Source organism: Massilia timonae CCUG 45783 (assembly GCF_000315425.1).
GTDB lineage: Bacteria > Pseudomonadota > Gammaproteobacteria > Burkholderiales > Burkholderiaceae_D > Telluria > Telluria timonae.
The window spans coordinates 1160714-1182474 of sequence record NZ_JH992923.1 but is presented as its reverse complement, the minus strand read 5'-3'; the positions used below and the strand labels follow the sequence as shown (position 1 = coordinate 1182474).

At 65.7% G+C, this 21761-nt stretch carries 17 protein-coding genes; 10 read left to right on the top strand and 7 right to left on the bottom strand.

Going from position 1 to position 21761, the window contains the following annotated elements; genetic code table 11:
• Positions 1 to 3: 3 nt before the first annotated feature.
• The 4 genes from HMPREF9710_RS14990 to HMPREF9710_RS14980 all read right to left on the bottom strand — a co-directional run bounded on the left by HMPREF9710_RS14990 (position 4) and on the right by HMPREF9710_RS14980 (position 2918).
• Complete coding sequence (locus HMPREF9710_RS14990; RefSeq protein ID WP_005667646.1) at positions 4 to 1371, bottom strand: ATP-binding protein; 1368 nt, start codon at positions 1369 to 1371, stop codon at positions 4 to 6.
• A 63-nt stretch (positions 1372 to 1434) separates the two neighbouring features.
• Positions 1435 to 2106 carry a hypothetical protein gene (locus HMPREF9710_RS28590; RefSeq protein ID WP_005667644.1) on the bottom strand — a complete coding sequence of 224 codons (672 nt, stop codon included), beginning with the start codon at positions 2104 to 2106 and terminating at the stop codon, positions 1435 to 1437.
• Positions 2107 to 2191: 85 nt separating this feature from the next.
• Entirely contained in the window at positions 2192 to 2704 is a 513-nt protein-coding gene (locus tag HMPREF9710_RS14985; protein ID WP_005667642.1) for an alpha/beta hydrolase, read from the bottom strand.
• A gap of 13 nt (positions 2705 to 2717) precedes the next feature.
• Entirely contained in the window at positions 2718 to 2918 is a 201-nt protein-coding gene (locus tag HMPREF9710_RS14980; RefSeq protein WP_005667640.1) for a hypothetical protein, read from the bottom strand.
• 133 nt (positions 2919 to 3051) lie between these two features.
• On the opposite strand from HMPREF9710_RS14980, the gene HMPREF9710_RS14975 reads away from it, so the two are divergent.
• The 9 genes from HMPREF9710_RS14975 to HMPREF9710_RS14935 all read left to right on the top strand — a co-directional run bounded on the left by HMPREF9710_RS14975 (position 3052) and on the right by HMPREF9710_RS14935 (position 15999).
• Positions 3052 to 3546, top strand: coding sequence for a putative molybdenum carrier protein (locus HMPREF9710_RS14975; RefSeq protein WP_005667639.1), 495 nt, complete (start codon positions 3052 to 3054; stop codon positions 3544 to 3546).
• Between the two features lie 30 nt (positions 3547 to 3576).
• Positions 3577 to 4227 carry an SGNH/GDSL hydrolase family protein gene (locus tag HMPREF9710_RS14970; protein ID WP_005667637.1) on the top strand — a complete coding sequence of 217 codons (651 nt, stop codon included), beginning with the start codon at positions 3577 to 3579 and terminating at the stop codon, positions 4225 to 4227.
• Positions 4228 to 4319: 92 nt separating this feature from the next.
• The gene (locus tag HMPREF9710_RS14965; RefSeq protein WP_005667634.1) at positions 4320 to 4733 is read left to right on the top strand and encodes a hypothetical protein; all 414 of its coding nucleotides are present in this window, start codon (positions 4320 to 4322) and stop codon (positions 4731 to 4733) included.
• On the top strand, positions 4733 to 5740 hold the full coding sequence (locus tag HMPREF9710_RS14960; RefSeq protein ID WP_005667632.1) for a helix-turn-helix transcriptional regulator: 1008 nt from the start codon (positions 4733 to 4735) through the stop codon (positions 5738 to 5740). The genes HMPREF9710_RS14965 and HMPREF9710_RS14960 overlap by 1 nt, the downstream gene beginning before the upstream one ends.
• Before the next feature lie 157 nt (positions 5741 to 5897).
• Positions 5898 to 9665, top strand: a complete 3768-nt coding sequence (locus HMPREF9710_RS14955; protein ID WP_005667630.1) for a patatin-like phospholipase family protein — start codon at positions 5898 to 5900, stop codon at positions 9663 to 9665.
• Entirely contained in the window at positions 9662 to 11965 is a 2304-nt protein-coding gene (locus HMPREF9710_RS26640) for a dynamin family protein (protein WP_005667628.1), read from the top strand. Before HMPREF9710_RS14955 ends, HMPREF9710_RS26640 begins: the two co-directional genes overlap by 4 nt.
• Positions 11966 to 12005: 40 nt before the next feature.
• Positions 12006 to 14225: a dynamin family protein gene (locus tag HMPREF9710_RS14945; RefSeq protein ID WP_005667627.1), complete on the top strand. Its 2220-nt coding sequence runs from the start codon at positions 12006 to 12008 to the stop codon at positions 14223 to 14225.
• A gap of 194 nt (positions 14226 to 14419) precedes the next feature.
• Positions 14420 to 15061: a hypothetical protein gene (locus HMPREF9710_RS14940; RefSeq protein ID WP_218918202.1), complete on the top strand. Its 642-nt coding sequence runs from the start codon at positions 14420 to 14422 to the stop codon at positions 15059 to 15061.
• A gap of 47 nt (positions 15062 to 15108) precedes the next feature.
• A complete protein-coding gene (locus HMPREF9710_RS14935) occupies positions 15109 to 15999 on the top strand; it encodes a hypothetical protein (RefSeq protein WP_005667622.1) in 891 nt (296 codons plus the stop codon).
• Here HMPREF9710_RS14935 and HMPREF9710_RS14930 read toward each other — a convergent pair.
• Entirely contained in the window at positions 15996 to 17582 is a 1587-nt protein-coding gene (locus HMPREF9710_RS14930; RefSeq protein WP_005667620.1) for an ATP-binding domain-containing protein, read from the bottom strand. The two genes, HMPREF9710_RS14935 and HMPREF9710_RS14930, sit on opposite strands and share 4 nt — an antisense overlap.
• Positions 17583 to 18097: 515 nt before the next feature.
• Between HMPREF9710_RS14930 and HMPREF9710_RS14925 the strand changes: the two genes are divergently transcribed.
• Positions 18098 to 19147 carry a hypothetical protein gene (locus tag HMPREF9710_RS14925; RefSeq protein ID WP_005667618.1) on the top strand — a complete coding sequence of 350 codons (1050 nt, stop codon included), beginning with the start codon at positions 18098 to 18100 and terminating at the stop codon, positions 19145 to 19147.
• 309 nt (positions 19148 to 19456) lie between these two features.
• Here HMPREF9710_RS14925 and HMPREF9710_RS14920 read toward each other — a convergent pair whose 3' ends face one another.
• Both HMPREF9710_RS14920 and HMPREF9710_RS28585 read right to left on the bottom strand, forming a co-directional pair.
• A complete protein-coding gene (locus HMPREF9710_RS14920; protein WP_040776332.1) occupies positions 19457 to 20833 on the bottom strand; it encodes a hypothetical protein in 1377 nt (458 codons plus the stop codon).
• A 71-nt stretch (positions 20834 to 20904) separates the two neighbouring features.
• Positions 20905 to 21756, bottom strand: a complete 852-nt coding sequence (locus HMPREF9710_RS28585; protein WP_005667614.1) for an ATP-binding protein — start codon at positions 21754 to 21756, stop codon at positions 20905 to 20907.
• Between the last annotated feature and the right edge of the window lie 5 nt (positions 21757 to 21761).

Below are 21761 nucleotides of genomic sequence, written 5' to 3'. Positions count from 1 at the left end.
CGCTCAGACCAGGAAACCGATCGCGGCCTGCCTGCCGTGCTTGAGCGCGCATTCCTGGTCGAGGGCCGCCACCAGCCCGGCGGCGTCGGTGAAAGGGGTGAAGCGGTGCCGGCGCGCCAGCGCGGCGAAGTCACCCGGCGTCAGTCTGGCAAGCCGCCGCACCCGGCCCAGGTCCGCCGGCAGCGGCGGAGCGACGCCCAGGCCCGCGCACTGGCGGGCGAGCAGCAGCGCGGCCTGGTCCGGTTCCAGGTAGTCGAAGCGGATCTTCAGGTCGAAGCGCCGCAGCGCGGCCGGATCGATGTCGCCCATCAGGTTGGTCGAGGCGATGAAGACCCCACCGAAGCTCTCCATTCGGGTCAGCATTTCGTTGACCCGGGTAACTTCCCAGGAATGGCGCGCGCCGTCGCGGTCGCGCAGGAAGCTGTCCACCTCGTCGATCATCAAGAGGGCGCCTTCGCGCTCGGCCTGGCGGAAGGCCGCGGCGATCGCCTTTTCGCTTTCGCCGACCCATTTCGACATCAGCTCAGAGGCGCCTTTCGGGAGCAGCGGCATTCCGAGGCGGTCGGCAAGCCAGCGTCCGAACGCGGTCTTGCCGGTGCCGGGCGGGCCGTACAGGCACAGGCGTGCCGAGCGGCTGGAGGCCAAGCCGGCGGCCAACGCCGCCAGGTCGGCGTCGGCATTCAGGATCGCGGGGTCGTAGTGGTCGGGCAGCCCGGCCGCGGCCCCGGCGTCCAGCGCCGGATGCCCCTGGGCCTCGAGCGTGCGGCTGGCCAGCCACTCGAGGGCGCGGGCGGCGCCGGCATCGTCGAACTGGCTGCGGATGGCGCGCACCACCGTCGCCGCGCGCTCTGCCACCGCAGGGGCCAGCGCCTCGGCCCTTGCCATGCGCGCCAGGGTCGGCGCGTCGGCCAGGTCGCCGCAGGCGGCAAGCAGGATCCGCTCGCGCTGGGCGCGCGGCGGCACCGGCACCTCGACCACCATGTCGAAACGGCGCATGAAGGCCGGATCGATGTCCTCGATCGTGTTCGACAGCCACAGCGTTGGGACACGGTTCTGTTCGAGCATGCGGTTCAGCCATGCCTTGCGCCGCTGGGCGGTGCTGCGCGAGCCGAACGGACTGCCGCTGTCGCCGAAGATGTCTTCCACCTCGTCGAACAGCAGCAGCGCATGGCGGCGGTCGAAGAAGCTCTGGGCGGCGCGGTAGCCGCGCAGGCGGCGCTCGCCGGTGACCGGGTCGCCGTCCTCGTCCTCGCTGGCCACCTCGAACAGTTCGCACCCGAGCGCGGCCGCAAGCGCGCGCGCCAGTTCGCTTTTTCCGGTGCCGGGCGCACCGTGCACGAAGACGTTGACGCCGTGGCGGTTGCCGGCCACCGCCTGTGCCAGGTAGGGACGCAGGATTGCAAGGGCCTCGTCCAGGTGCGAGAAGTCGCCCAGCTAAAGGCGCGGCGGCGTGCTCGGGGCGACGGTATCGCGCAGCAGCGCGATCGGGTCGGTCTCGGAACCAAGAATCGACTCGGCGAACTGCCTGGACAGCAGGTCGAGCTTGGCGGCCAGCAGCGCGGTGCCGCTGCGGTCCACGTTCAATAGGCCCGAGCGCGCCAGCACACCGTGCCCGAGGAGGGCGCGGCGGATCTCGGACACAGGAAGCTCGAGCAGCAGCGCCAGCACGTCCGCAATCGCTCCCGACGACAGCACGCCGAGGGTGTCGGCCGCCTTGTCCAGCGCGCGCTCGTGGTGCAGCAGGGGCGCGAAGCCGAGGATCGCGCACTCGGTCGCCGAGAGTCCCACCAGCTCGGCCAGGCGCGCGATGTTCGCATCGAGGACGGGCGGTAGTGCACGGTCGGCGCAGCGCTCGGCCTGGCGGTGCAGTTCGCGCAGGCGCGTCCGGACCGCGGCCGGGTCGAAATCCCGGTCTTCGGGGTCGATCCACTCGTCGAGCCCGAGGACGCGGGCCACCGCGTCGTCCATGAATCCGCGCGAACCGACCAGCTCGCGATGCCCTGCAAGCGGCACCAGCATGCGCAGCATCCACAGCCGGATGACCGGGGCGATGGGGCGTTCGGGGGCGGGTGCGTTGCGGCGGCGCTGTCTCGTTCGTTCTTTCATCTGCTTCCTACTTCGGCTGCTCGGATGCCGCCATTGTCGCGGGCGGCGCGACAGGACATGTCGCAGCCGATCCCGGGGCAGCGGTTCAGGAGGCTTGCGCGCAGCGCGACAGGAAGGCGCCGAACAGCTCGCACAGCAGGGGAATGCGGGCGTTCAGGCGGTGGTCGCCCGGCACCAGGTGCAGAGTGCAGCCGCGCAGTCGCGCGAAGCGGATCGAATGTTCGCAAGGGATGACCTCGTCGTCCCAGCCGTGCACGATCTCCGCCTGGTAAGCCAGGATCGCCGGGGCCGGGACCGGATAATCCGGCATGTACAGGGCGGGCGCGAGCAGGAACACGCCGTAGGCGTCGAGCCTGACCGACGCTTCCGCCGCGACCCAGCCGCCCATGCTCGACCCCACCAGCAGCAGGGTCTGGTCCAGGACCTTGCAGGCCTTCCTCAACTGTTCCAGGCGGATCGCCGGATCGGTGGTATGCGAGTAGTCGAGGCTGGCGACGTCCCAGCCGTGCTGCCGCGCCACCTTCGCCAGAGCGACGATCTTGCTGCCGTTCGGGCCGCTCTCTTTGCCGTGCACGAAATGCACCAGTCCTTTGCTCATTGCCGCGCTCCTTTCAGGACGAGGCGACCAGCGAGGCCAGCAGGTTGCCGCGGCCGACCGTCCGGAGGCGGGCATCGCACGTCGTGTCGGCCTGCGGGTCGTAGTAGCCGACGACATGCAGGCGCGCGTCGCGCGCAGTCTGCTTGCCGTCGGCGGCGGTGTCGATGTAGCCGATGGTATGGTAGCGTGCATCGGTGAGTAGCTGTCTTTTCATGCGGCCTTCCCGGCAATGGTCGAGCAGCCAGTGTAGGGACGCGGGCGACAGGCGGTGTCGCAGCGGACCTGCGACAGCGTTTGTCGCGGCGCATCGCTAGACTGGCGCTTCGTCGAATCGATACGGAGGATGGATGGATGATGTGTTCGTGCCCGGCCCCGGCTTCAAGCTGGTGGCCGGCGGGCAGACCGGGGCCGACCGGGCAGCGCTCGACTGGGCGATCGGGCAAGGTGTGCCCCACGGCGGCTGGTGCCCGCGCGGGCGCAAGACCGAGGACGGCGTGCTGCCGGACCGCTACCTGCTGCAGGAAACCCCGACCGCGGCCTACCTGCAGCGCACCGAGTGGAACGTGCGCGACAGCGACGCGACCCTGATCTTCACCCTCGACGACCGGCTCGACGGGGGATCGAAACGCACCGGCGCGTTCGCGGACAGCCTGGGCAAGCCCTGGCTCCATGTGCGTCCCGGCGTGCACCCGAAATACGTGGCGCGTTTTCTCGCGCGCCACGGCGTCGGGACCCTGAACGTTGCCGGCAAACGCGAATCCTCGGCGCCCGGCATCGGCGAGCTGGTCCGGCAGGTGCTGTCGCAGGCGCTGCGGCCGGGGCCTGGCGCCGGCCAGTCATGAATCTTTGAATGTTGAATGAAGGAGGCGCAGATGGCGCACATCGTATTGCTCGGGGATTCGATCTTCGATAATGCCCCGTATGTCCCGGCCGGGACCGAAGTCCAGGCCCGCCTGCAATCGCTGTCGGGCCGGCCGCACCGCGTGTCGCTGCTGGCGCGCGACGGCAGCGTGCTGGCGGACATGGCGGCGCAGGTGGCGCGCCTGCGCGAGCTGCCGGAGCCGGCCGACTGGCTGGTGGCGAGCTGCGGCGGCAACGACGTGCTGGGCCTGGTCGGGGCGATGCATTCGCCGGTCAGCACGGTACTCGAGGCAGCCGAACTGCTGGCGGCGTGGCAGGCCGGCTTCCGGTGCGCCTACCGCGACATGCTCGACCTGCTGCTGGCGCAGGGCAGTCCGGTGGCCGTGGCGACGATCTACGACGCCGTACCCGGCCTCTCGCCCGGCCTGCGCACCGCGCTGGCGCCGTTCAACGACGTGATCCTGCGCGAGGCGGTGCTGCGGCGCGTGCCGGTGATCGACCTGCGGGTGGTGTGCGCCGATGCGGGCGACTACGCGTCCTCGTCGCCGATCGAGCCGTCCGCCCAGGGCGGACAGAAGATCGCCGCTGCGATCGGGGAACTGGTGCATGCGCAGTCCCCCGAGGCGGCGCACACGCTCGTCTACGGCAGCGCAGCGCCCTAAGCAGATCGGCGGTATTTCTTATTGGCAATTTCTTTGCTAAGATGACATTTTGAACCACTACTCGTGGCCGCCGGCCGGCGGCCCGCACGTACATGCCTGCACTGATCCAGCACATCGACGCGATCGCGCGCAAGAAGGGACGCGACGCCCTCTACCTCGAGTTCCATCCGCAGCCCTTCAGCGAGTGGCGCGAATACCGGTTCGAGGACGATCCGGTACGCGCGGAGGTGCTGGCCTGGTTCGACGCGCACGGCATGCCCTGGACCCGCTGCGGTCCGTTCGCGAATCCTTCGCGGATGGTCTCCTATCTCGGCCAGGTCTACCTGGACGTTCCCTACGACGAGTCCTTGCCCGGGTACTGCGCCTTGCGCGATTACCTCGAGCATCCGGACGGGACGATGCGGCATGCAGGCGTACGCTTCTATGTCCTCTCGCTCGACCATGCGATGGAAAATGCCGCGCACGACGAGCCCGGTTTCTGGGAACGCTGGGCGGAGGACTTCTGATGGCGACCAACCAGCAATCCCTGCTGCGCCAGTGGCACATGCTGCGCATGGTGCCGCGCGCCCCGCTCAAGGTATCGGCCAGGGACCTGTGCGAGCGCCTGTGCGCCGCCGGATTCGACGTGGCCAAGCGGACGGTCGAGCGCGACCTGAAGGAGTTGTCGACGGTGTTCCCGATCGTGGTCGACAGCCGCGACAAGCCGTTCGGATGGAGCTGGCTGCGCGATGCATCGAGCTTCGACCTGCCCGGGCTGACCCTGCCCGAGGCCTTGACGCTGACGCTGGTCGAGCAGCACCTGCACCACCACCTGCCGCCGAACGCAGTCGATGCCCTGCGCCCGCACTTCCAGTCGGCGGCCCGCACCCTGTCGGCGGTGGACGACACGGCGCCGCCGCGGGCCTGGCTGGACAAGGTGCGCAGCGTGCCGCCCCAGCAGCCGCTGCTGCCGCCGCGCATGGACGACGAATGCCAGCGCATCGTCTACATGGCGCTGATGCAGGACCGCCAGCTCAGGCTCCACTACCGCAAGCGCGACGCGGACGTCCCCACGGTCTACGCCGCGGTCCATCCGCTGGCCGTGGTGCAGCGCGGCGGCCTGGTCTACCTGGTGTGCATGTTCGGCTGCTACGACGATGTCCGCACCATCGCCTTGCACCGGGTGCAGCAGGCCGAGGCGCTGTACGAACCGGCGCGCCGCAAGCCCGGTTTCGACGTCGACGCCTATATCGCTTCCGGACAGTTCGGCGTGATCGCGGGCGCGCCGATCACCCTGCGCGCCGTGTTCACCCGCGCTGCCGGCGAACACCTGTTCGAGACGCCGTTGAGTGGCGACCAGGTGCTGACGCCGGACGACGCCGGACGCCTGCATCTGGCCGCCACCGTCCCGAACACACGCTCGCTGGTGTGGTGGCTGCTCGGCTTCGGGGACGGGGTCGTGGTCCGGGAGCCGACAAACCTGCGCGACGAACTGGCGGGCATCGCGCAGCGCATGAGCAGGGCCTATGCATAAGGCGAGCAGCGCGTGTTTAAGACAATACTTGATGCCTTAGTGCAATATAGTCTACAGTTGTACCCATTATTAGAACAAATCCGCGTACCGGCAAGCGTTGTAGAACCCAGCCCGCGATTATCCATCACTGACCAGGGCTGAACGGCCCGCATAACCCATGAATTTCAAAAAACTCGGCATCGTCCTCGCGGGAGGCGGTGGCAAAGGTGCGTACCAGATCGGCGTATGGAATGCGTTGCGGGAAACTGGCATCGACAGGCATATCGCGGCGGTCGCCGGCACCTCGGTCGGCGGGCTGAACGGCGCGATGATGGCGCAGGGGAAGTACGACCTTGCCGAAAAGATGTGGCTCAATGTTGAGCGCCACAACCTGCTTACGCTGGAAGGCGTCGCGGGACTCGCCGAAGCGCTGGCGCAAAAATCGCCGCCGGGCCGCCTGCTGAACCGCATGCTCAATTCCGCGGCCAGCAAGGGCCTGTTCAAGCGCGAAGGCTTGCAATCGATGATCGCCGAAGGCGTGGATACGGCGCTGCTGGCCGGCTCGGCGATACCGCTGACGGTCGCCTGGCACCATGACGACGACAACCGTGTGGTTTACCGGGCCCTGCGCGACCCCGCCATCGTCGCGGACGGCCTGCTGGCAACGGCTGCGCTGCCCCTAATCTTCGACGCCGTGCGCATCGAGGACGAGCTTTACAGCGATGGGGGGTTCTATTGGGAGCTCCCGGGACGCCGGCTGGACAACGTGCCGGTGCGCGCGCTGCAGGAAGCCGGCTGCGACACCGTGATCGTGGTCTGCCTGTCGCAGACCGACCTGACCATCAGTCCGCAGCAATTCCCGGGCATGCGCGTGATCCCGATCGTGCCGCGCCACGCACTGGGGAGCGTGATGGCGACGCTCGACTTCTCGAACAAGGGGGCGGCAGGGCGCATGGAACAGGGTTATGCCGACGCCAAGGCCATCCTGCGCCATCTCGAGAAGTACCTCGACACCGGCGAGCGCTACCAGCAGTTGTGGGACGAGGTGGCGCGCAATGCCGCACGCGACGCGGAAAACCACAGCGCCATCGGGGGCGTCGACACAGCGCACGGCGCGACCATTGGCAAGATCGCCGATTTCGACAGGATCGTCGCGGACGACCGTTTCGACCGTCCGCTCGGCGTCGCGGACGAAGCGACAGATGCGGACACTGCGCTAGACGGTGCGCCACGGTCGGCCTTCGCGCTCGCCGGCGAAGCCCTGCTGTCCCAGCTCGACCGCGAGCGCATCCACACCGGCGTCGACCAGTTCCTGGCCCGCTGCGGAAAGGACCGCAAGGCCGTGGAAGAGGGCGTGCTGGACGCCATTGCGGCGCTCGCTCCGGTCGCCGGCCGCGCCGGCGCCCTGCGCGACGAAGGCATGCTGTCGCGCCTGGTCGGGGCCCTGACCGGGCGTACCCAGAAGCTCTCGGCCGACAACGAGCTGGCCCTGGCGGAGGGGCAGTATGCACTCTTGCGCCTGGTGAACGCGGTGCAGAAGCAGGGCGCCTTGAGCCTGGAGTTCAGCTGCGTGTTGAAGAACCGGGTGCAGGACGCGCTGCAGGAGATGGCCCGGCAGGGCCAGCGCCACAACGAGGACCTGGAACGGGTCTATCGTTCGATGGCGCAGGTGTACGGAAAACTGCGCGACCGCCTGATGCAGGTGGACGAGCGCGTGGAGCGCCTGGAACGCCAGGGACGCCTGCTGAGCTGGCTGGCGCATACCAGCGTGCCGCGCTACCGCGGACGCCGCCTTGCCCAGCTTCCCGTGACGCTGCGGCTGGTCACGCTGGCGAACGACTTCTTCCATCGTACGGAAGGCGCGTGGAGCCTGGACGAGCTCATGAGCGCACACGAGATGTGCTATCGCGCCGAACTGGGCGAAGCGACGCTGAGGGTTGGCAGCTTCTTCCAAGACCTGCTGGAAGACCGCGAGAGCGCAGGCACCTTGACGACCGGCCTGGTGACCGGGCCGTCGGCCGCGCACCCGCGCGGCGCAGCCGCCTGGCTGCTCGACCTGCGCAACCAGCGCACGGCCGGCGGCGTGGAGCATGCCGTGGCAAGCTGGGACTATGGTCCCGATACCGAACTGAAGGCGTGGGACCTCCTGGTCGAAATGCTGTATCACATGCGCGCGGCAGGACTGGCTCCGGTCAAGCATGGCAGCGAGATGACGGCACTGAAGGCGGCATGGGCCGGCCAGCTCGACGTCCTGGAAGACCTGGTCAAGGACGGCCTGTTGCCGCCGGCCTTCCGGCGCGAGATGGCGCCGGTACGTTCGGCGATCGAGGGTTTCCGCCTGAAGGTGCCCCTGGTCGGCAAGTTCAGTGCCGGCAAATCCACCCTCATCAACAGCTGGCTCGACCGCGAAGTGCAGGAGATCGACCTCGGCGCATGCACCTCGGCGCCGGTCGAATTCCACCGCGCGGCGCCGAACCAGGAAAAGCTGGTCGTCTGCTGGGCAGCGGTGGCGCCGGAATCGGTGCCGGCGCGCGAGGAATTTCCCGAACCCTACATGACCGAAAGCCGTCTCGCCGCATTCGCGCACGGTCGCCGCATCTTGCATGTCGAACGCCACCTGGACATGCCGGCACTGGAGCGTTATCCCGACCTAGTCGTGGTCGACACGCCCGGCATCGGATCGGTCAACATCGACCACGACACGGCCCTGGCCCATTACCTTGGCGACGGCGTGCTGTTCATCCTGTGCGCCAACCGCGGGCAGGTCGGCAACGAAGAGCGCGCGTTCGTGCAGCGCCAGAAGCAGCTGGGACAGGCGTTTTCCCTGCTGGTCTGTCAGGAAGACCTGAACAACGCGAGCGAGCGTGAAGCGCTGCAGCGCAGCCTGGCCGAGCAGGCTGGGCTGGCGAAGGACCAGCTGGTGCGCGGGTGTTCGGCAAAGGAGCGCAACCTGGCCGGCTTCGACGACCTCCTGGCCCACGTCGACCGCAGCAAGACAGGACTGTTCGTGCGCCGTCACGGCCCGCTGGTCGAGGCGCTGGTGCAGCGCGCCCGGCAACTGCTGGCCCAGACCCTCGGCGCGCCGGACGACGCCGCGCTGCGCGAGCGCATGGCGCAGATCGGGGCCGCCATGGAAAGCCTAGATGACCGTTTCCGCCGCGAGGAACAGGCGTTCCTGGCGGACTGCACCGGTATCGTCGCACGCGCCGTCGTGGCCGACGTGCGCAGTTTCATGCGCAATCGCCGATCGGCCTACGCGGAGCGTATCGCCGCCGAGCAGGAGTTCCGCAGCCTGGTGCTGGCCGATGCGCAGAATGCCTTCGAGCTTGCCACGCGCACCCATTTCACGGTGCGCCTCGAACGCCTGGCCCGCGTGCTCGCGCATGACGTCGACATCGGCCAGATCGGTACGCTCGACCTCGGCGCCGGCGCCGGCGCGGAAGGCGGGCACAAGTCCGGATTGTCGGACCTGGCCGCGGGCGCCGCCAGGGCGGGCGCCGGTGCGACCGCCGGGGCCTTGCTGGGCGCGGCGGCGCCGGTCGCCGGCATCGGCGGTTCGGCCGCACTGTTCGGCGCGGCGGCAGGATCGGTGTTGCCGGGCCTCGGTACCCTGATCGGTGCAGCGCTCGGTGGCCTGCTTGGTCACTTTCTGATCGGCAAGGGACAACGCGTGTCGGCCGAGGACCATGCGGCCGAAGCGATCGAGCTGATCTGCGGGCAGGTCGAGATGCAGGCTGGCGCCCTGCTGGAGGCACAGGGGCGCGCCGCGCTCGATGGCCTGGACGCGCCGCTCCGGGCGCGGCTCGATTCGGAGCGCGAGCAAATGGGGCGCATCGAAGCCTTGCTGCAGGAACATGTGGCAAAGAAGGCCGACCTGCAGGCCCGTGCTACGGCGGCGCTCGACCGCTTGCGCGACGTCGCCGCCAGTGAGGGCGCCGAGGCATGATGAACCTGCACGACATCGTCATCCCCGACGACCTGCTCGACGAAGTGGAAGCCGAGGACGCCAATCCCTATCTTGCCGATCCGGCCGCTGCGATGGGCCTGATCGCGCGCCTGCTGGCCGCGCCCCTCACCGTCTCGGCGGCGGCGGACGCATTGGCGCAATTGCGCAAGCTGGTGCAGGAGGACTTCGCCTCCGTGGCTCCGGACCGCGGCCCGGCGGCGATGGCGGGGGAACGCGAACTGGCGGCGATCGTCGACTCGGTCGAGGAACTGGTGCTGTTTCCCGACCTGGCCAACAAGATCACGGTAGGCATCGGCGGCGGCTTCAGCGCGGGCAAGTCGCGTTTCCTGAATACCCTGCTGGGCATGTCAATGCTCCCTGAGGGCCTTGGGCCGACCACCGCGATTCCGACCTGCCTGTCCGACGGCGGCCCGGCGGTGCGGGCGCGCAACATGATGAACCGGATGGTGCCGGTCAACGAGGAGGAGCTGCAGGCGCTGGCACACGGCTTCGACCGCCAGTACAGGGCAGGCGATGGTGACACCTTTGGACTGGCGCACCTGATCAAGCTCCTCGTCATTCAGCAACCCGCGATGCGCTGGAATAACCTGGTGCTGATGGATACGCCAGGCTACGACAAACCCGAGGGCGAAACGCATTCCTTGACCGACGAGGAGATCGCGCGCCAGCACTTGCGCCAGGCCGACCATGTTGTCTGGCTGGTCAATGCCGGCAACGGCACGCTGCGCAGCGATGACATCCGCTTCCTGCGTTCGCTGCAGCACCCGCGCCCGGTGTACTTCGTTCTCACCCAGGCCGACCTGCAGGCGGCGTCCGCACTGCCGGGCCTGATGCGCGCCGTGGAAAGCGCGGCCGCCAATGCCTGCATCGCTTGTGCCGGGGTAATGGCATGGGCGGCGCCGCAGGGATATATTCAAGGCCGGATGGCGGGCGGCTCGGATATCAGTCATTGGCTCGATGCGCTCGACCTGCAGCCGCGCCTGACGAACAAGCGGCGCACTGCCGCCCGGGTCATGGACAGGCTGCGCGAGGACCTGCAGGAACAGGTGGCGGCGGGACGCGAGGAGCTGGTACTGCTCAACGCGTTCTGGCTCGTGGCCGAGCAGCTGTCCGCGGACACCAATGCCGGTATCGGGCGCCTGCTCGGCGCGCGCCGCGCAGGCCAGCGCGCACTAGCCGCCCGCATCGACAGCCTGGACGAATTCGCGCGTTCGCTCGACACCGCCCTGGCGGCGGCGATGGATGCCATCTCGTTGGCCGACGCCCGTTCCGAGGCCGCGATCGAGCAGCAGTACCAGGACGCCGTGCAGGCGCTGCGTGCCCGCCAGGGTCGCGGCCAGCATGCCGCCGCCTTCTCGCTACTGCTTGATGCCGCCTGCCATGAGCACGTGCAGGCGCAGCTCGCGGTCGCCGAATGCTACCGGCTGGGGACGGGAACCGCTCCCAGCGCGGTGCTGGCTTTCAGCTGGTGCCGCAAGGCAGCCGGCCATGGCCTGGCCGAGGCCCAGTATGTGCTCGGCAACAGCTACCTGGCGGGCCACGGGGTAGCCGCCGATCCGGATGCAGCGCTGCGCTGGTACCAGGCCGCTGCCGAACAGGAGCACGTGGGTGCGCAGATGAAGCTGTACGCCTGCCATGCGGCGGAGCTGGCGGGACGGCTCGACCTGGCGCAGGCGATCGCCTGGCTCAAGCGGGCGGCCCAGGCGGGCGATCCCGAGGCGCAGTACGAACTGGGCGTATGCCATATCGAAGGACGCGGGGTCGCGAAGAACCGCCGCACCGCCAGCGAGTGGCAGGTGAGGGCGGCCGAGCAGGGCTATGCGGCGGCCCAGCATGCCATCGGCCTGGCATACCTGCACGGGTCGGAGGGCGCGGAAGACGACGCGCTGGCGGTGCAGTGGTTCCGGCTGGCGGCACAGCAGGACTATCCCGAGGCGCAGACCGACCTCGGCCACTGCTACCTGAACGGGCGGGGCGTAGCGGTGAACCGCGCGCACGCGGCGAGCTGGTTCCGCAAGGCCGAGCGGCTCGGCCACGTGCCGGCCATCACCGGCCTCGGATATTGCCACTACCAGGCCGACGAACCCGAGCTGGCTGTACAGTGCTTCCGGAAGGCTGCCGAGGCGGGCGACGCCGAGGCCCGCTACCGCCTGGGCGAGTGCTACCTGTCCGGCGATGGGGTGCGCAAGAACCGTAACCTCGCGCAGCACATGATGGAGCTGGCGGAAGAGCAGGGCTTCGTCGCCGAGTGCGATCTTGGCGACCGCGTGTTTGCATGAACTTCGTCATTTACCAATACAACAATTACACCGCAAGCCAATGAAAGAACTCCAGCAGATCCTCAAACTGCTCGACCCGCATGTCCACGCCCTCGAAGCCGAACCACTCGCCCAGCTCCAGGGCATGGAAGAGAAATTCGGCAAGGACCTGGCATCGGTCCGGGACGAAGGGCGCAACCTCAGGATCGCAGTGATCGGACAGATGAAGTCCGGTAAGTCGTCCTTCCTCAATGCCGCCCTGTTCAACCAGGTCGTGCTGCCCAAGGCCGAGACCCCGATGACGGCCGCGCTGACCAGCATCGTCTATGGCAGCCAGTCGCGCGCCGAAGTGCGGTTCTACAGCCGCGAGGACTGGGCCGGGATCCAGGCCAGGGCCGACGAATACGCGGCGCGCTACGTCCAGGAAGAAGAACGCTTGCTCAGTGCGCAAGGCCCGTTCGCAGCGCCGGTCGCGCCCACGCCCGCCGAAATCGAGAGCCACATCGATCCGGCCTTGAGCGCCTGTGCGGAGCTGGTGCGCAAGGCGCGCGAGAAAGGGCTCGACCCCGGCGCCTATTTCGACCAGACCAGGATCATCGACAGCATGCAGGACGTCGGCGAGCTGGCGCATGCGCTGCAGGACTACGTCGGCGCCGGCGGGCGCTACACCCCGATCACCAAGATGACCACGTTGCACCTGAACGACGAGCGGCTCAGAGGGCTGGAAGTGATCGACACGCCGGGTTTCAACGACCCGGTGGTATCGCGCGGGGCCATCACGCGCTCCCACCTGGCCCGTTGCGACGTGATTTTCCTGTTGTCCCCGCTCGGCCAGTTCCTCGGCGCCAGCGACATGCAAGTGTTCCGGGAGCAGCTCCCTGAAGCGGGGCTGGGGGAAAAGGCGGTATTCCTGGTCGGTACCCAGCGCGACCTGACCTTGCGCCAGGACGGCAAGCTGCCGGGACAGGCGGCGCGCGTCGCCGAGCGTTATCCGCCGAACGAGCGCGAGAATGTCACACTCCAGGCCATGCTGCAGTTGCTGGACCGGAAAATGTCGGGGCTGGCCAAAGAGGCGTTCGCACGCCAGGTGCAGGGCTTACGCGGCGAGCCACGCAGCCTGCGCCTGCTGGAAGAGCTCAAGAGCAGGAGCCCACGCTTCGTCTCCTCGTGGGCGTGGCTGGTGGCCCAGGACCCCAACAAGCTGTCCCCGGACGACTGCAACCACTACGCGGACTTGTGCCGCTCGACCGGCATCAGCTTCGACGTCGAGCGCTTGAAAGCCTTGTCCAACATCCCCTTGCTGGCGCATGAGATCGTGGCCCAGGGAGAGCGCAAGCGCGAGCTGCTGGCAGCCAAGGAACGGCAGCTGGCCGACAGCCTGCGCACGACGGTGAAGCGCTGCCTGGAAGACGCACGGCGCGCCCTGGCAGAACAGCGCCGCCAGATCCAGGGCGGGACCATGGCCGAACTCGAACGCCTCGAGCAGCAGGCGGTGTCGCGCCTGGAAAAGGGCAGGCTGAAGCTGGAGGACGTATTCGACGAACAGGCTGCCGCGGCCGAGGAAAAGTTCGCCATGCTCAAGAACGAGCTGGCTGGCCTGTCGCGCGATTACGCCCGGATCGAATCGGTGAAGGGCACCAAACGCGAATCCTACAAGGTAGACGTTTCGATCTTCGGCGGGTTTTTCGGGCACACATGGGAAACACGCTACCGCGACGTCGACACCGTGTATGCCAGCGTGCAGGACGCGATCGAGAAGATCGACCACTATGCCCACGAATGCATGGCCCGCTTCCAGGAGCGGATCCGTGGCTCTTTCGACTTGGACCAGTTGCGCCGCAACCTCAGCGCGGCGGCGATGGCTCTGTTCGACACCGGCAGCCCCGACTTCGATGGCGAGCTGATGCTCAGCGGGATCAACAAGAGTCTGCGTCGGATCACGATTCCCTTGGTCGATTTCGGCAAAACCGATTTCACCGCTGACATCGTCAAGCAATTCGGGACCGGACAGGTGTCCGATGACGCGATCGAGGGCCTCAGGCAGGCACACCGGGCCGCCATCATGAGCGTGGCGAAGGAAATCGGCCGGCAGGTCGATGACAAGATCAAGCAGATCGAGACCAGCCTGCAGCGCTCGGCGGAACGCTTCGTGACCGACATGAGCCGCGACATCCAGGTCGGCCTACAGAACCTGCGCGAGCAGCGGGCGGACCGGGAGGCAGCCCTCAAGCGCATCGACGCGGCTGCGCAGGCCGTCGAGCGCGCTCTGGTCCTGGCGTAGGCTAGTTCGCCACGCGATCCGCAATGCAAGACGCATGGCTTGGTGCATAGTATTTCCTAACGGAAATTGCTTTGGTAAGATGCCATGTTGAGCTGATACGGCGTTCGCCACTCAGAACCTGCAACACTCCATCGAACTTGCTATTATCGAAAGAGCAGCACATGACCAAACGACACGCCCATCGCGCCATCCTGGTGCTCGAGTCCCCCTGGGGGCTGGACGACGCCGACGCCAACCGCAGCAGTGTGCTGCCCTTCGTGGATGGCGTCGCAAAATTCGCCGGGGACACGGAAGTGTTCCATGCGAATTTCTATGACAAGAAGAGTTTCGGGCAGGCGCTCGAATGCCTGTGCAAGACCCAGTACAGTAACACCATCGTCTACATTGCGGCCCATGGCAGCAAACGCAAGATCGGCGGCGTCGACCTGCTGGAAGCGCTGTCCCACATCAATGTCATTTCGCGCGACTACAACATCACCGGCGTACTGCTTGGTGCCTGCTATACCGGCTCGGATACGGTCACGATAGAAGTCTGCATCGAAGGCGGCGCCATCCGCTGGTGCGCCGGCTATGCGTCGGCCGCCACATGGCTCGAGGGTACGCTGGTAGATTGCGCGATCCTCTCGGCCATGAGCGACCTGGACGAAGAAGATTATCGCGACCCGGACTGCCTGACCGCGACGCTGAAGGATGCGCTCTCGCTGTTCGACGGCAATTTCACGATCGGCCACGATGTTAAAAAAAATCCGGTGGCGCTGCGCCATTCGATGACCGCGGTCATCCGGCCTGCAGGCCAAGGTTACCGGCCGCGCGAGGTCAGCGACGAGCTGTTCTGAATCCGCGAGTCTAGCCTCCTCCGCTTCCTCCCGTTACGGAGCCGCCCATGCACAAACAAGAATATTTGAACGACGAGCACGTCAAACCCTTCCTCGCCTGGATGGGCCAGCAGCTACAGGCGGGTTCGCGCCGCGGGCATGGCTATGCCCGACCCCGCTCGACGCCGTTGCAGTTCACCAATCTCGGCGCGGCGTTCGAACGCTACGACTGGGCATTCAATTTTCGGCGCATCGACGGGCGTCGCTGCGCCGGAACGAGTTTTGCCGAGAACGCCGCCGTGCTGGATGACTTGCAAGAGCGCCTGCGCGATGCCGTCGCCGGCGGGGACGACGCCGCGTCGTGCGATGCGGCGGTGGAAGTAGTACGCTGGGGCGGCGTAGCGCCGCATAACGAAGCCTGGCTGCGCGCGAACTCGAATGGCCTGGCGCGGTGTCTGGCACGCGTTCGCGACCAGCTTGCGCTGGGGGACGACGACGCCGAGCTCGGCGCTGGCTTGCGCTTCAATGCGGGGATGACCAAGGTGTATTCGCTGCTGCTCGACCACTTTGTCATCTATGACAGCCGGGTAGGAGGGGCACTGGCATGGTTTGTCGCCGCCTGGGTGCGCGAGCAGGGCGGGCAACGCATTCCGGAAAGCCTGAGGTTTCCCTGCATGCCGGCCAAGGAGGATGCCAAGGCCGCGCGGCGCAAACTGCGCAACCCGTGGCTTGGGGCTGCCGGTTTCCCCACGCTGGGAAGCCGCCCCCATGTCCACGCCAGGTGGAACCTGCGGGCCAGTTGGATCGTCCGTGCAGTGCTGGAAGAGCACCCCGGCACCGTGTTCGGCTCGGGCGCCGCCGCGAGCCGCAGGCTGGAAGCGGCGCTCTTCATGTGGGGCTACGATCTGACGGCACCGGCACCCGGGGACGACGCGCCGCAGCTGTCGCAGGCGGCCTAGCCGAGGACGTCAGCCAGGCAGCGCTCCGCCCGGGCCGAGAGGACCAGTTCTATCGCCATCTGGGCCCGGGTCAGGGCGACGAACAGGCGGCGCCGCGCTGCGTCGTCGAGTTCGACGAAGTCCATCTCGGTCACGACCACGGCCGGGGCGCTCTGGCCCTTGTAGCGGTATACCGATTCGAGCAGCAGTTCGCCCTTGCTCCAGCGCGGCTCGCCGGCGGCATCGTATTCGCCGGCAAAGCGGCAGGTCGTATGGGACCCGATCGTGACCCGGTTCAACAATGCCGACTTTTCACGGCCGCGTCCGCTGACGACGGCGATATCGGCGATGGCGAAGCCGCGTGCGCGCAGCGCCGCTACTGCGCTCTCGGTCTGTGCCAGCAGTTCCTGCTCGGATGTGTAGGTGCGGATGCCGGGCAGTTCGCCGCGGTAGGGGTTAAGGGCCCGCACTGGCGGCCGCACCAGAGCGAGCGCATTAATCAGGTCGCAGATCACGCGGGGGCTGCGGAAATTGTCGCTGCACTGCACGGTCACCGCGTCGCCCAGCTCGAAGCCGTCTTGCTGGTACAGGCGTTGTGCATCGTCCTCGAGCACGTACAGCCTGCCGTGGGGCTTGAGACGGTTGCACAGGCTTTCCACCCAGGTTGCGTCGAAATCCTGCGCTTCGTCGATGACCAGCAGGTCGAGGTTCTGCACGAATTCCGTGCTGGCGGCCACGTAGGCATCGGCCATGTGCTCGAATGCCTGCGGCGAGAACGCCGGGTCGCCATGCCTGCGCCGGTGATGCTCGACGCAGAGTTCATGGAAGTTGACCACATCCACCTTCGGCGAGGCCAGCCGGCGGACATGATCCGCCAGGCTGCGGTTGAAGCAGACGTAGTAAGCGTTTAAGCCCTCGTCAGCGGCCGTGTCGAGCAATTGCAGGGCCAGCTGGGTCTTGCCCGAGCCGGCAGTGGCCTGGATGCGGTAGACGCCGGTCGGGGATCCCATGCGCGGAACCCAGGTGGCCAATCCATCCGCCAGGCGCCGCACCGCGCCAAACAACTGGTCTCGCATCACTTCCAGGTTCGGCGTGACTTCGAACTGGTTGAGCAGCAGGCGGCGCAGGGCAGTGTGGTCTGCCTTGCCATGCAGATCGCGCAACCACTCCTGGACGGTCGACACCATGTTGCCATAGCGGGTCGCATCGATGATGCGCTCGCGCGGGATCGAGATCACTTGACTGTCGCCAAGTTCGTAATCGGGCAGGACCAGGCAGCTCAACACGACCGTCTCGAGGCCCGCTTCCTGCAGGCGATTCTGCATCGCCACGCGTTGCAGGCGGCCTTGGCGCGCTACGTCGCATTCGCCGTCGCCGTAGACCTTGAAGATATCGCCATTGCGCAGCAGGACCGGGCCAGCCTTCACTTCAATCAACAGCACGCAGCCCTCGGGCGACAGTACCGCAACATCGATTTCGCCGTAGCGGTCGCGGTCGCCCTGGAGGGTATGGAGCGGAATGTTGTGGAAGACTTCAAAGCGCTCGGGCAGGTAGTCGCGCAGGCGCTCGAGGACTTCGAGTTCGCGGTAGCGGCCCGCATCCATTCGTAGCGGGGGAAGGAGTTGTGGAGAGAGGCTGGCCATGGGAACGGAATGATAGTTTGAGCAAGGCGCGAGATTTCCTATTATCAACAATTGTGGCCGTTCCGTACAGGTCCATCATTTCCGGATGGCAACCTGTTAGCGCTGTATGGTGGTCGGCATTGAGCGCCAAACCCTGCTTGCGCTGGCAGTTTGGCACAGTTCGATTGCTTGCTGTCTCAATGTCGACCGGACTGTCGTAAGCGGTTATACGGTTCGAGGACGCTTATAAATAATGATGACAGCACATGCGCACAGCTTGCGCGTCCTATGAGCAAATCCTTGACGAGGTAGCGACGCTACTTACCGAACTGTATGACTTGTGTGACGAAGCCGATGATCGCTAGCTTTGGGATAGTTGTCGTTTGGTGGGCTCTCAAGGCTTAATGTGCGACGTATTTTGTCGCGATGCCGTTGCACTATATGGGTACTGTCCGGGGGAGCAAGTCGCGGAGACCGTATAGTTGAAGGAGAACGTATTGAAACAGACCACGATAATCGAGGCCACAAATTCGCCATATCTGCTACGCGAACTGACAGAGCTGGGCAATTTGGTGTTCGGCCTGTTTGCCGGGCCAAACGTGACCGTCCGACACTGGCCAGTGTATTACCGTGTGTACGTCGAAGTCGATGGCCTCTGCCGTGAGGTCATCCGGCTAACTGCGCTTCTCACGCGCGGATTCGAAGACACCGATGGCACCGTCGACGCGAACCGCGCTGGCGATGCGAATGCGTGTTTTGCTCGCGTCGACGGACACGCACGCGCGATAGCGGCGCTAATCGCAGACATCGTGCGCGACCGGTTGGTCATACCGGGCAATCCTACGCTCGTGGAAATAATGGACCTCCATTTCGTGCCAGAGAGCGATTGGTATCGTGGCGTTCAGGCGCACTACCGGTCAGGATGCATCACGCCGGATGGGCGCACGTTGGAGCGTGCCGTTCTGCCGTTCGATCCCCATCAGAACCGTTTGCGTGGGGACGAAGTGATCGTCGACCACCAGCGATTCGATTTAGTGTCGGATCGCGCCCGCACGCAAAATGGGCGAACAACCCGCCAGGTGCAGACGGCCCTGAACCAAGTGTACGCGGCGCTCGGCGATTATCTCGTCCGGAACTGTCCTTCAGTCAGCGCTTTGCTGCATCCGCATTCGACGCCCCGCCGGGCGAACATGGGCACATTCTGCAGCGCCAGAACGCTGCAGGAGATGCACGAACCGGTCAAAGATCTGCCTGGTGGTCTGGCCGTATACATCAACCAGGATCGTACGTCTGCGAGCATTGGCACGCGTGGGATCCGGCCGACCGACGGGATGCCCGGGCTGATTATGCACCTCATCATTGACATCACGGAAGACGATCCGGTGAAGCATTCGCAGCGTTTCATCCCGGCGCAACCGCTTCATAACAGCGAGTACACCGGAGCTAGGGCGGATGAACTTAAAGCTGTGCTCCTGCGCGTGTTGATTGACGCCGGCCTTGCGACCAACGATGCCAGGTTCGATGTCGAGCCCTGGCGTTATCGTTGAAGGACGCAATTGTCCGCGATTGCAGAGTTTCAATGGTACTCACCATGGTAATGATGAGTTTTTCGGGAGAGAAGGCTTGTTAAATCAGGGGCTTATCTCTCAAATTGATGATTGAGTGGGAGTGAGGTTTTCCAATGGAAACTCCGCTCTTGTAGCGTAAAAAAGCTCGCTTCGGCGAGCTTTTTTTATGGGCTGAGTTTTCATTCGACTAGGATATGCGGGATTGCGCGAATGGTGCATGTCATTTCACCAAGCGTTGTAATCTCCGGACGGCAAAGTTTTATTGGAAAAATACAGCAAGGAGCGACGTCAGTCGGCGACCACAAAAGCCGCTCGATCGGTCAACACGCCCAGGAAAGCCTGATGTCCGTTGGCGTTGTATTCGCCTTTTAGCGCGGCTGCGATCATCCTGCTGATCTGGCCGAGGCTGACTACAGGATCGAGCCTGAGACGGTAATCCGCATGCCCGAAATTAATGCTGTTGGTATAGCCGGTCAGCTTGAATCCGCTCTGGTCTTTCGGAGTGCTGAGTGCCGGCAATCCGCTTTGAAAAATGAGCACGCCGCGATGGCTATTCCAGAAATCGCGCGTGTCCGGGACGGCGGCGCCCCCGGCTTGCGCTTGCCGCAGCATGTACAGGGCATGCAGGCGCTGGTACAGGCCGTGGCTGGACGCCTGCGACATCAACACCGCCTCGACGATGCTGCGCGCAGTCCCGCCCCCTGTTCCAACGTTGAGTGCGTTGAGCATGAAGCGCAACGTGTCGCCTTCGATCTGTACGCCAACTTTGGCGATCACGTCGGTCGCGCTGTTTCCGCGCTTCTTTGCGGTACCGGGATGATCCCGCCTGCACCAGAGCAAATCCGCACTCCAGTTGGCGTTCGAGAAGCCGGGTACCGTCCTCAATTCAAGACCGTCCGGCACGTCAAATCCTTCCATCTCTTGTTTCACCAGTTCGCACACATAGGCGGCGCACAGTTTCGACCAGATGGGATTCAGCCGCCGGTAGGTCGAACGCATCCCGATGACGTCCCGGAGCGTGGTTTCTGGCCCCAGCTGATCCTTCCAGCACTGGCTCAGCCGGTACAGCGCGTCGCAGCATCGTACGTATTCCGCGATCGCCGGCGCCAGCGTGCCGCTGGATGAAGCAAGCCCCTGAAGGCCGCGTGCCAGCTGAGCGAAATCCATGGTTGTGAGCCCGGGCAGTGCATCCAGGTCCTCCAACGGGGTAATCAGCGACAGCAAGACCAGCTGCGGTTCAAAGCTCCACTTGTCCCCGCTGTGCGTTTTCATCACATCCAGATAGCCTTCGAGTTGGGTGCGTGAGGGATAGGACTTGATTTTCAGCTCGAGGGCGAACAACACGACTTCGCTCCCTTGTTTTGCCCCTTCCGGAACGCGAACGACGACGGCCAAGTCAAGCTGTTTCCACTCCCGGTATACAGCGACAGGGTAGCTGCCGAATTTCTTCTGGATGTCCGCGATCCAGGCAGGATCCAGCCTCGCCCAGGTAGCCAATGCCATGACCCGCTCCCAGGAGCTCAGACAGGTCTTGTCGTCTTCCTCGTCCGACTCCTGTTCGCCAAGAACCGTTTGCAGGAAATTCGAATGGAAAAGTTCGTTCGACGACAAACTGATGCGGAACATCCAGTTACGCCACAGATCATCAAGAATAGTTTGAAGCATATCGGTTCTCATTTTCCAAAACTCAATTATTGCACCATTATTGCCTAAAAGAAATAACCTGGCCGTGCACTTCACGCCAGGAAACCGATCCCTGCAGACTTGCCGCGCTTGAGCGCGCATTCCTGCTCCAGTCCGTCGACGAACTGAGCGCAACCGGTAAATGGCGTGAAGCGATGGCGGCGGGCGAGGGCGGCAAAGTCGCCTGGCGTCAACAGTGCGAGGCGGCGTACCCGTGCCAGCTCGGCTTTTTCCGGCGGCGCCAGCTCCAGAAGCGTGGATTGGCGCGCCAGCATCAGCGCTGCCTGGTCCGGTCCCAGGTAGTCGAACCGAATCTTCAAGTCGAAGCGCCGCAGCGCTGCCGCATCGATAGCCTCCATCAGGTTCGTCGATGCGATGAACACCCCACCGAAGCCTTCCATGCGGGTCAGCATTTCGTTGACGCCGGTGACTTCCCAGGAGTGCTGTGCACCCTCGCGCTTGCGCAGGAAGCTGTCGATCTCGTCGAGCATCAGGAGCGCGCCTTCGCGTTCGGCCTGGCGGAAGGCGGCCGCGATCGCTTTTTCGCTGTCGCCCACCCATTTCGACATCAGGTCCGACGCGCTTTTCAGCAGCAGTGGCATGCCGAGCCGGTCCGCCAGCCAGCGGCCGAACGCGCTCTTTCCCGTGCCGGGCGGACCGTACAGGCACAGCCGCGCGCTGCGATTCCGTGCGAGCCCGGCCGCCAGCCGGGAGAGGTCGGCATCGGCGTTCAGGATGGCGGGATCGTAGTGGCTGGGCAGTTGGCATGCTGCGCCCGCATCCAGTCCCGGATGGCCTTGCGCTTCCAGCGTGCGGCTGGTGAGCCATTCGAGCGCACGTGCGCTCCCTGCCGCGTCGAACTGGCCGCGGATCGCACGCACCACCGAGGCGGCGCGGTCGACCACGGCTG

Bases quoted from the DNA above. Each gene is read 5' to 3' on its own strand.
- HMPREF9710_RS28590 (WP_005667644.1), bottom strand. From the start codon at position 2,106: ATGAAAGAACGAACGAGACAGCGCCGCCGCAACGCACCCGCCCCCGAA.
- HMPREF9710_RS14985 (WP_005667642.1), bottom strand. From the start codon at position 2,704: ATGAGCAAAGGACTGGTGCATTTCGTGCACGGCAAAGAGAGCGGCCCG.
- HMPREF9710_RS14980 (WP_005667640.1), bottom strand. From the start codon at position 2,918: ATGAAAAGACAGCTACTCACCGATGCACGCTACCATACCATCGGCTAC.
- HMPREF9710_RS14975 (WP_005667639.1), top strand. From the start codon at position 3,052: ATGGATGATGTGTTCGTGCCCGGCCCCGGCTTCAAGCTGGTGGCCGGC.
- HMPREF9710_RS14970 (WP_005667637.1), top strand. From the start codon at position 3,577: ATGGCGCACATCGTATTGCTCGGGGATTCGATCTTCGATAATGCCCCG.
- HMPREF9710_RS14965 (WP_005667634.1), top strand. From the start codon at position 4,320: ATGCCTGCACTGATCCAGCACATCGACGCGATCGCGCGCAAGAAGGGA.
- HMPREF9710_RS14960 (WP_005667632.1), top strand. From the start codon at position 4,733: ATGGCGACCAACCAGCAATCCCTGCTGCGCCAGTGGCACATGCTGCGC.
- HMPREF9710_RS14955 (WP_005667630.1), top strand. From the start codon at position 5,898: ATGAATTTCAAAAAACTCGGCATCGTCCTCGCGGGAGGCGGTGGCAAA.
- HMPREF9710_RS26640 (WP_005667628.1), top strand. From the start codon at position 9,662: ATGATGAACCTGCACGACATCGTCATCCCCGACGACCTGCTCGACGAA.
- HMPREF9710_RS14945 (WP_005667627.1), top strand. From the start codon at position 12,006: ATGAAAGAACTCCAGCAGATCCTCAAACTGCTCGACCCGCATGTCCAC.
- HMPREF9710_RS14935 (WP_005667622.1), top strand. From the start codon at position 15,109: ATGCACAAACAAGAATATTTGAACGACGAGCACGTCAAACCCTTCCTC.
- HMPREF9710_RS14930 (WP_005667620.1), bottom strand. From the start codon at position 17,582: ATGGATGCGGGCCGCTACCGCGAACTCGAAGTCCTCGAGCGCCTGCGC.
- HMPREF9710_RS14920 (WP_040776332.1), bottom strand. From the start codon at position 20,833: ATGCTTCAAACTATTCTTGATGATCTGTGGCGTAACTGGATGTTCCGC.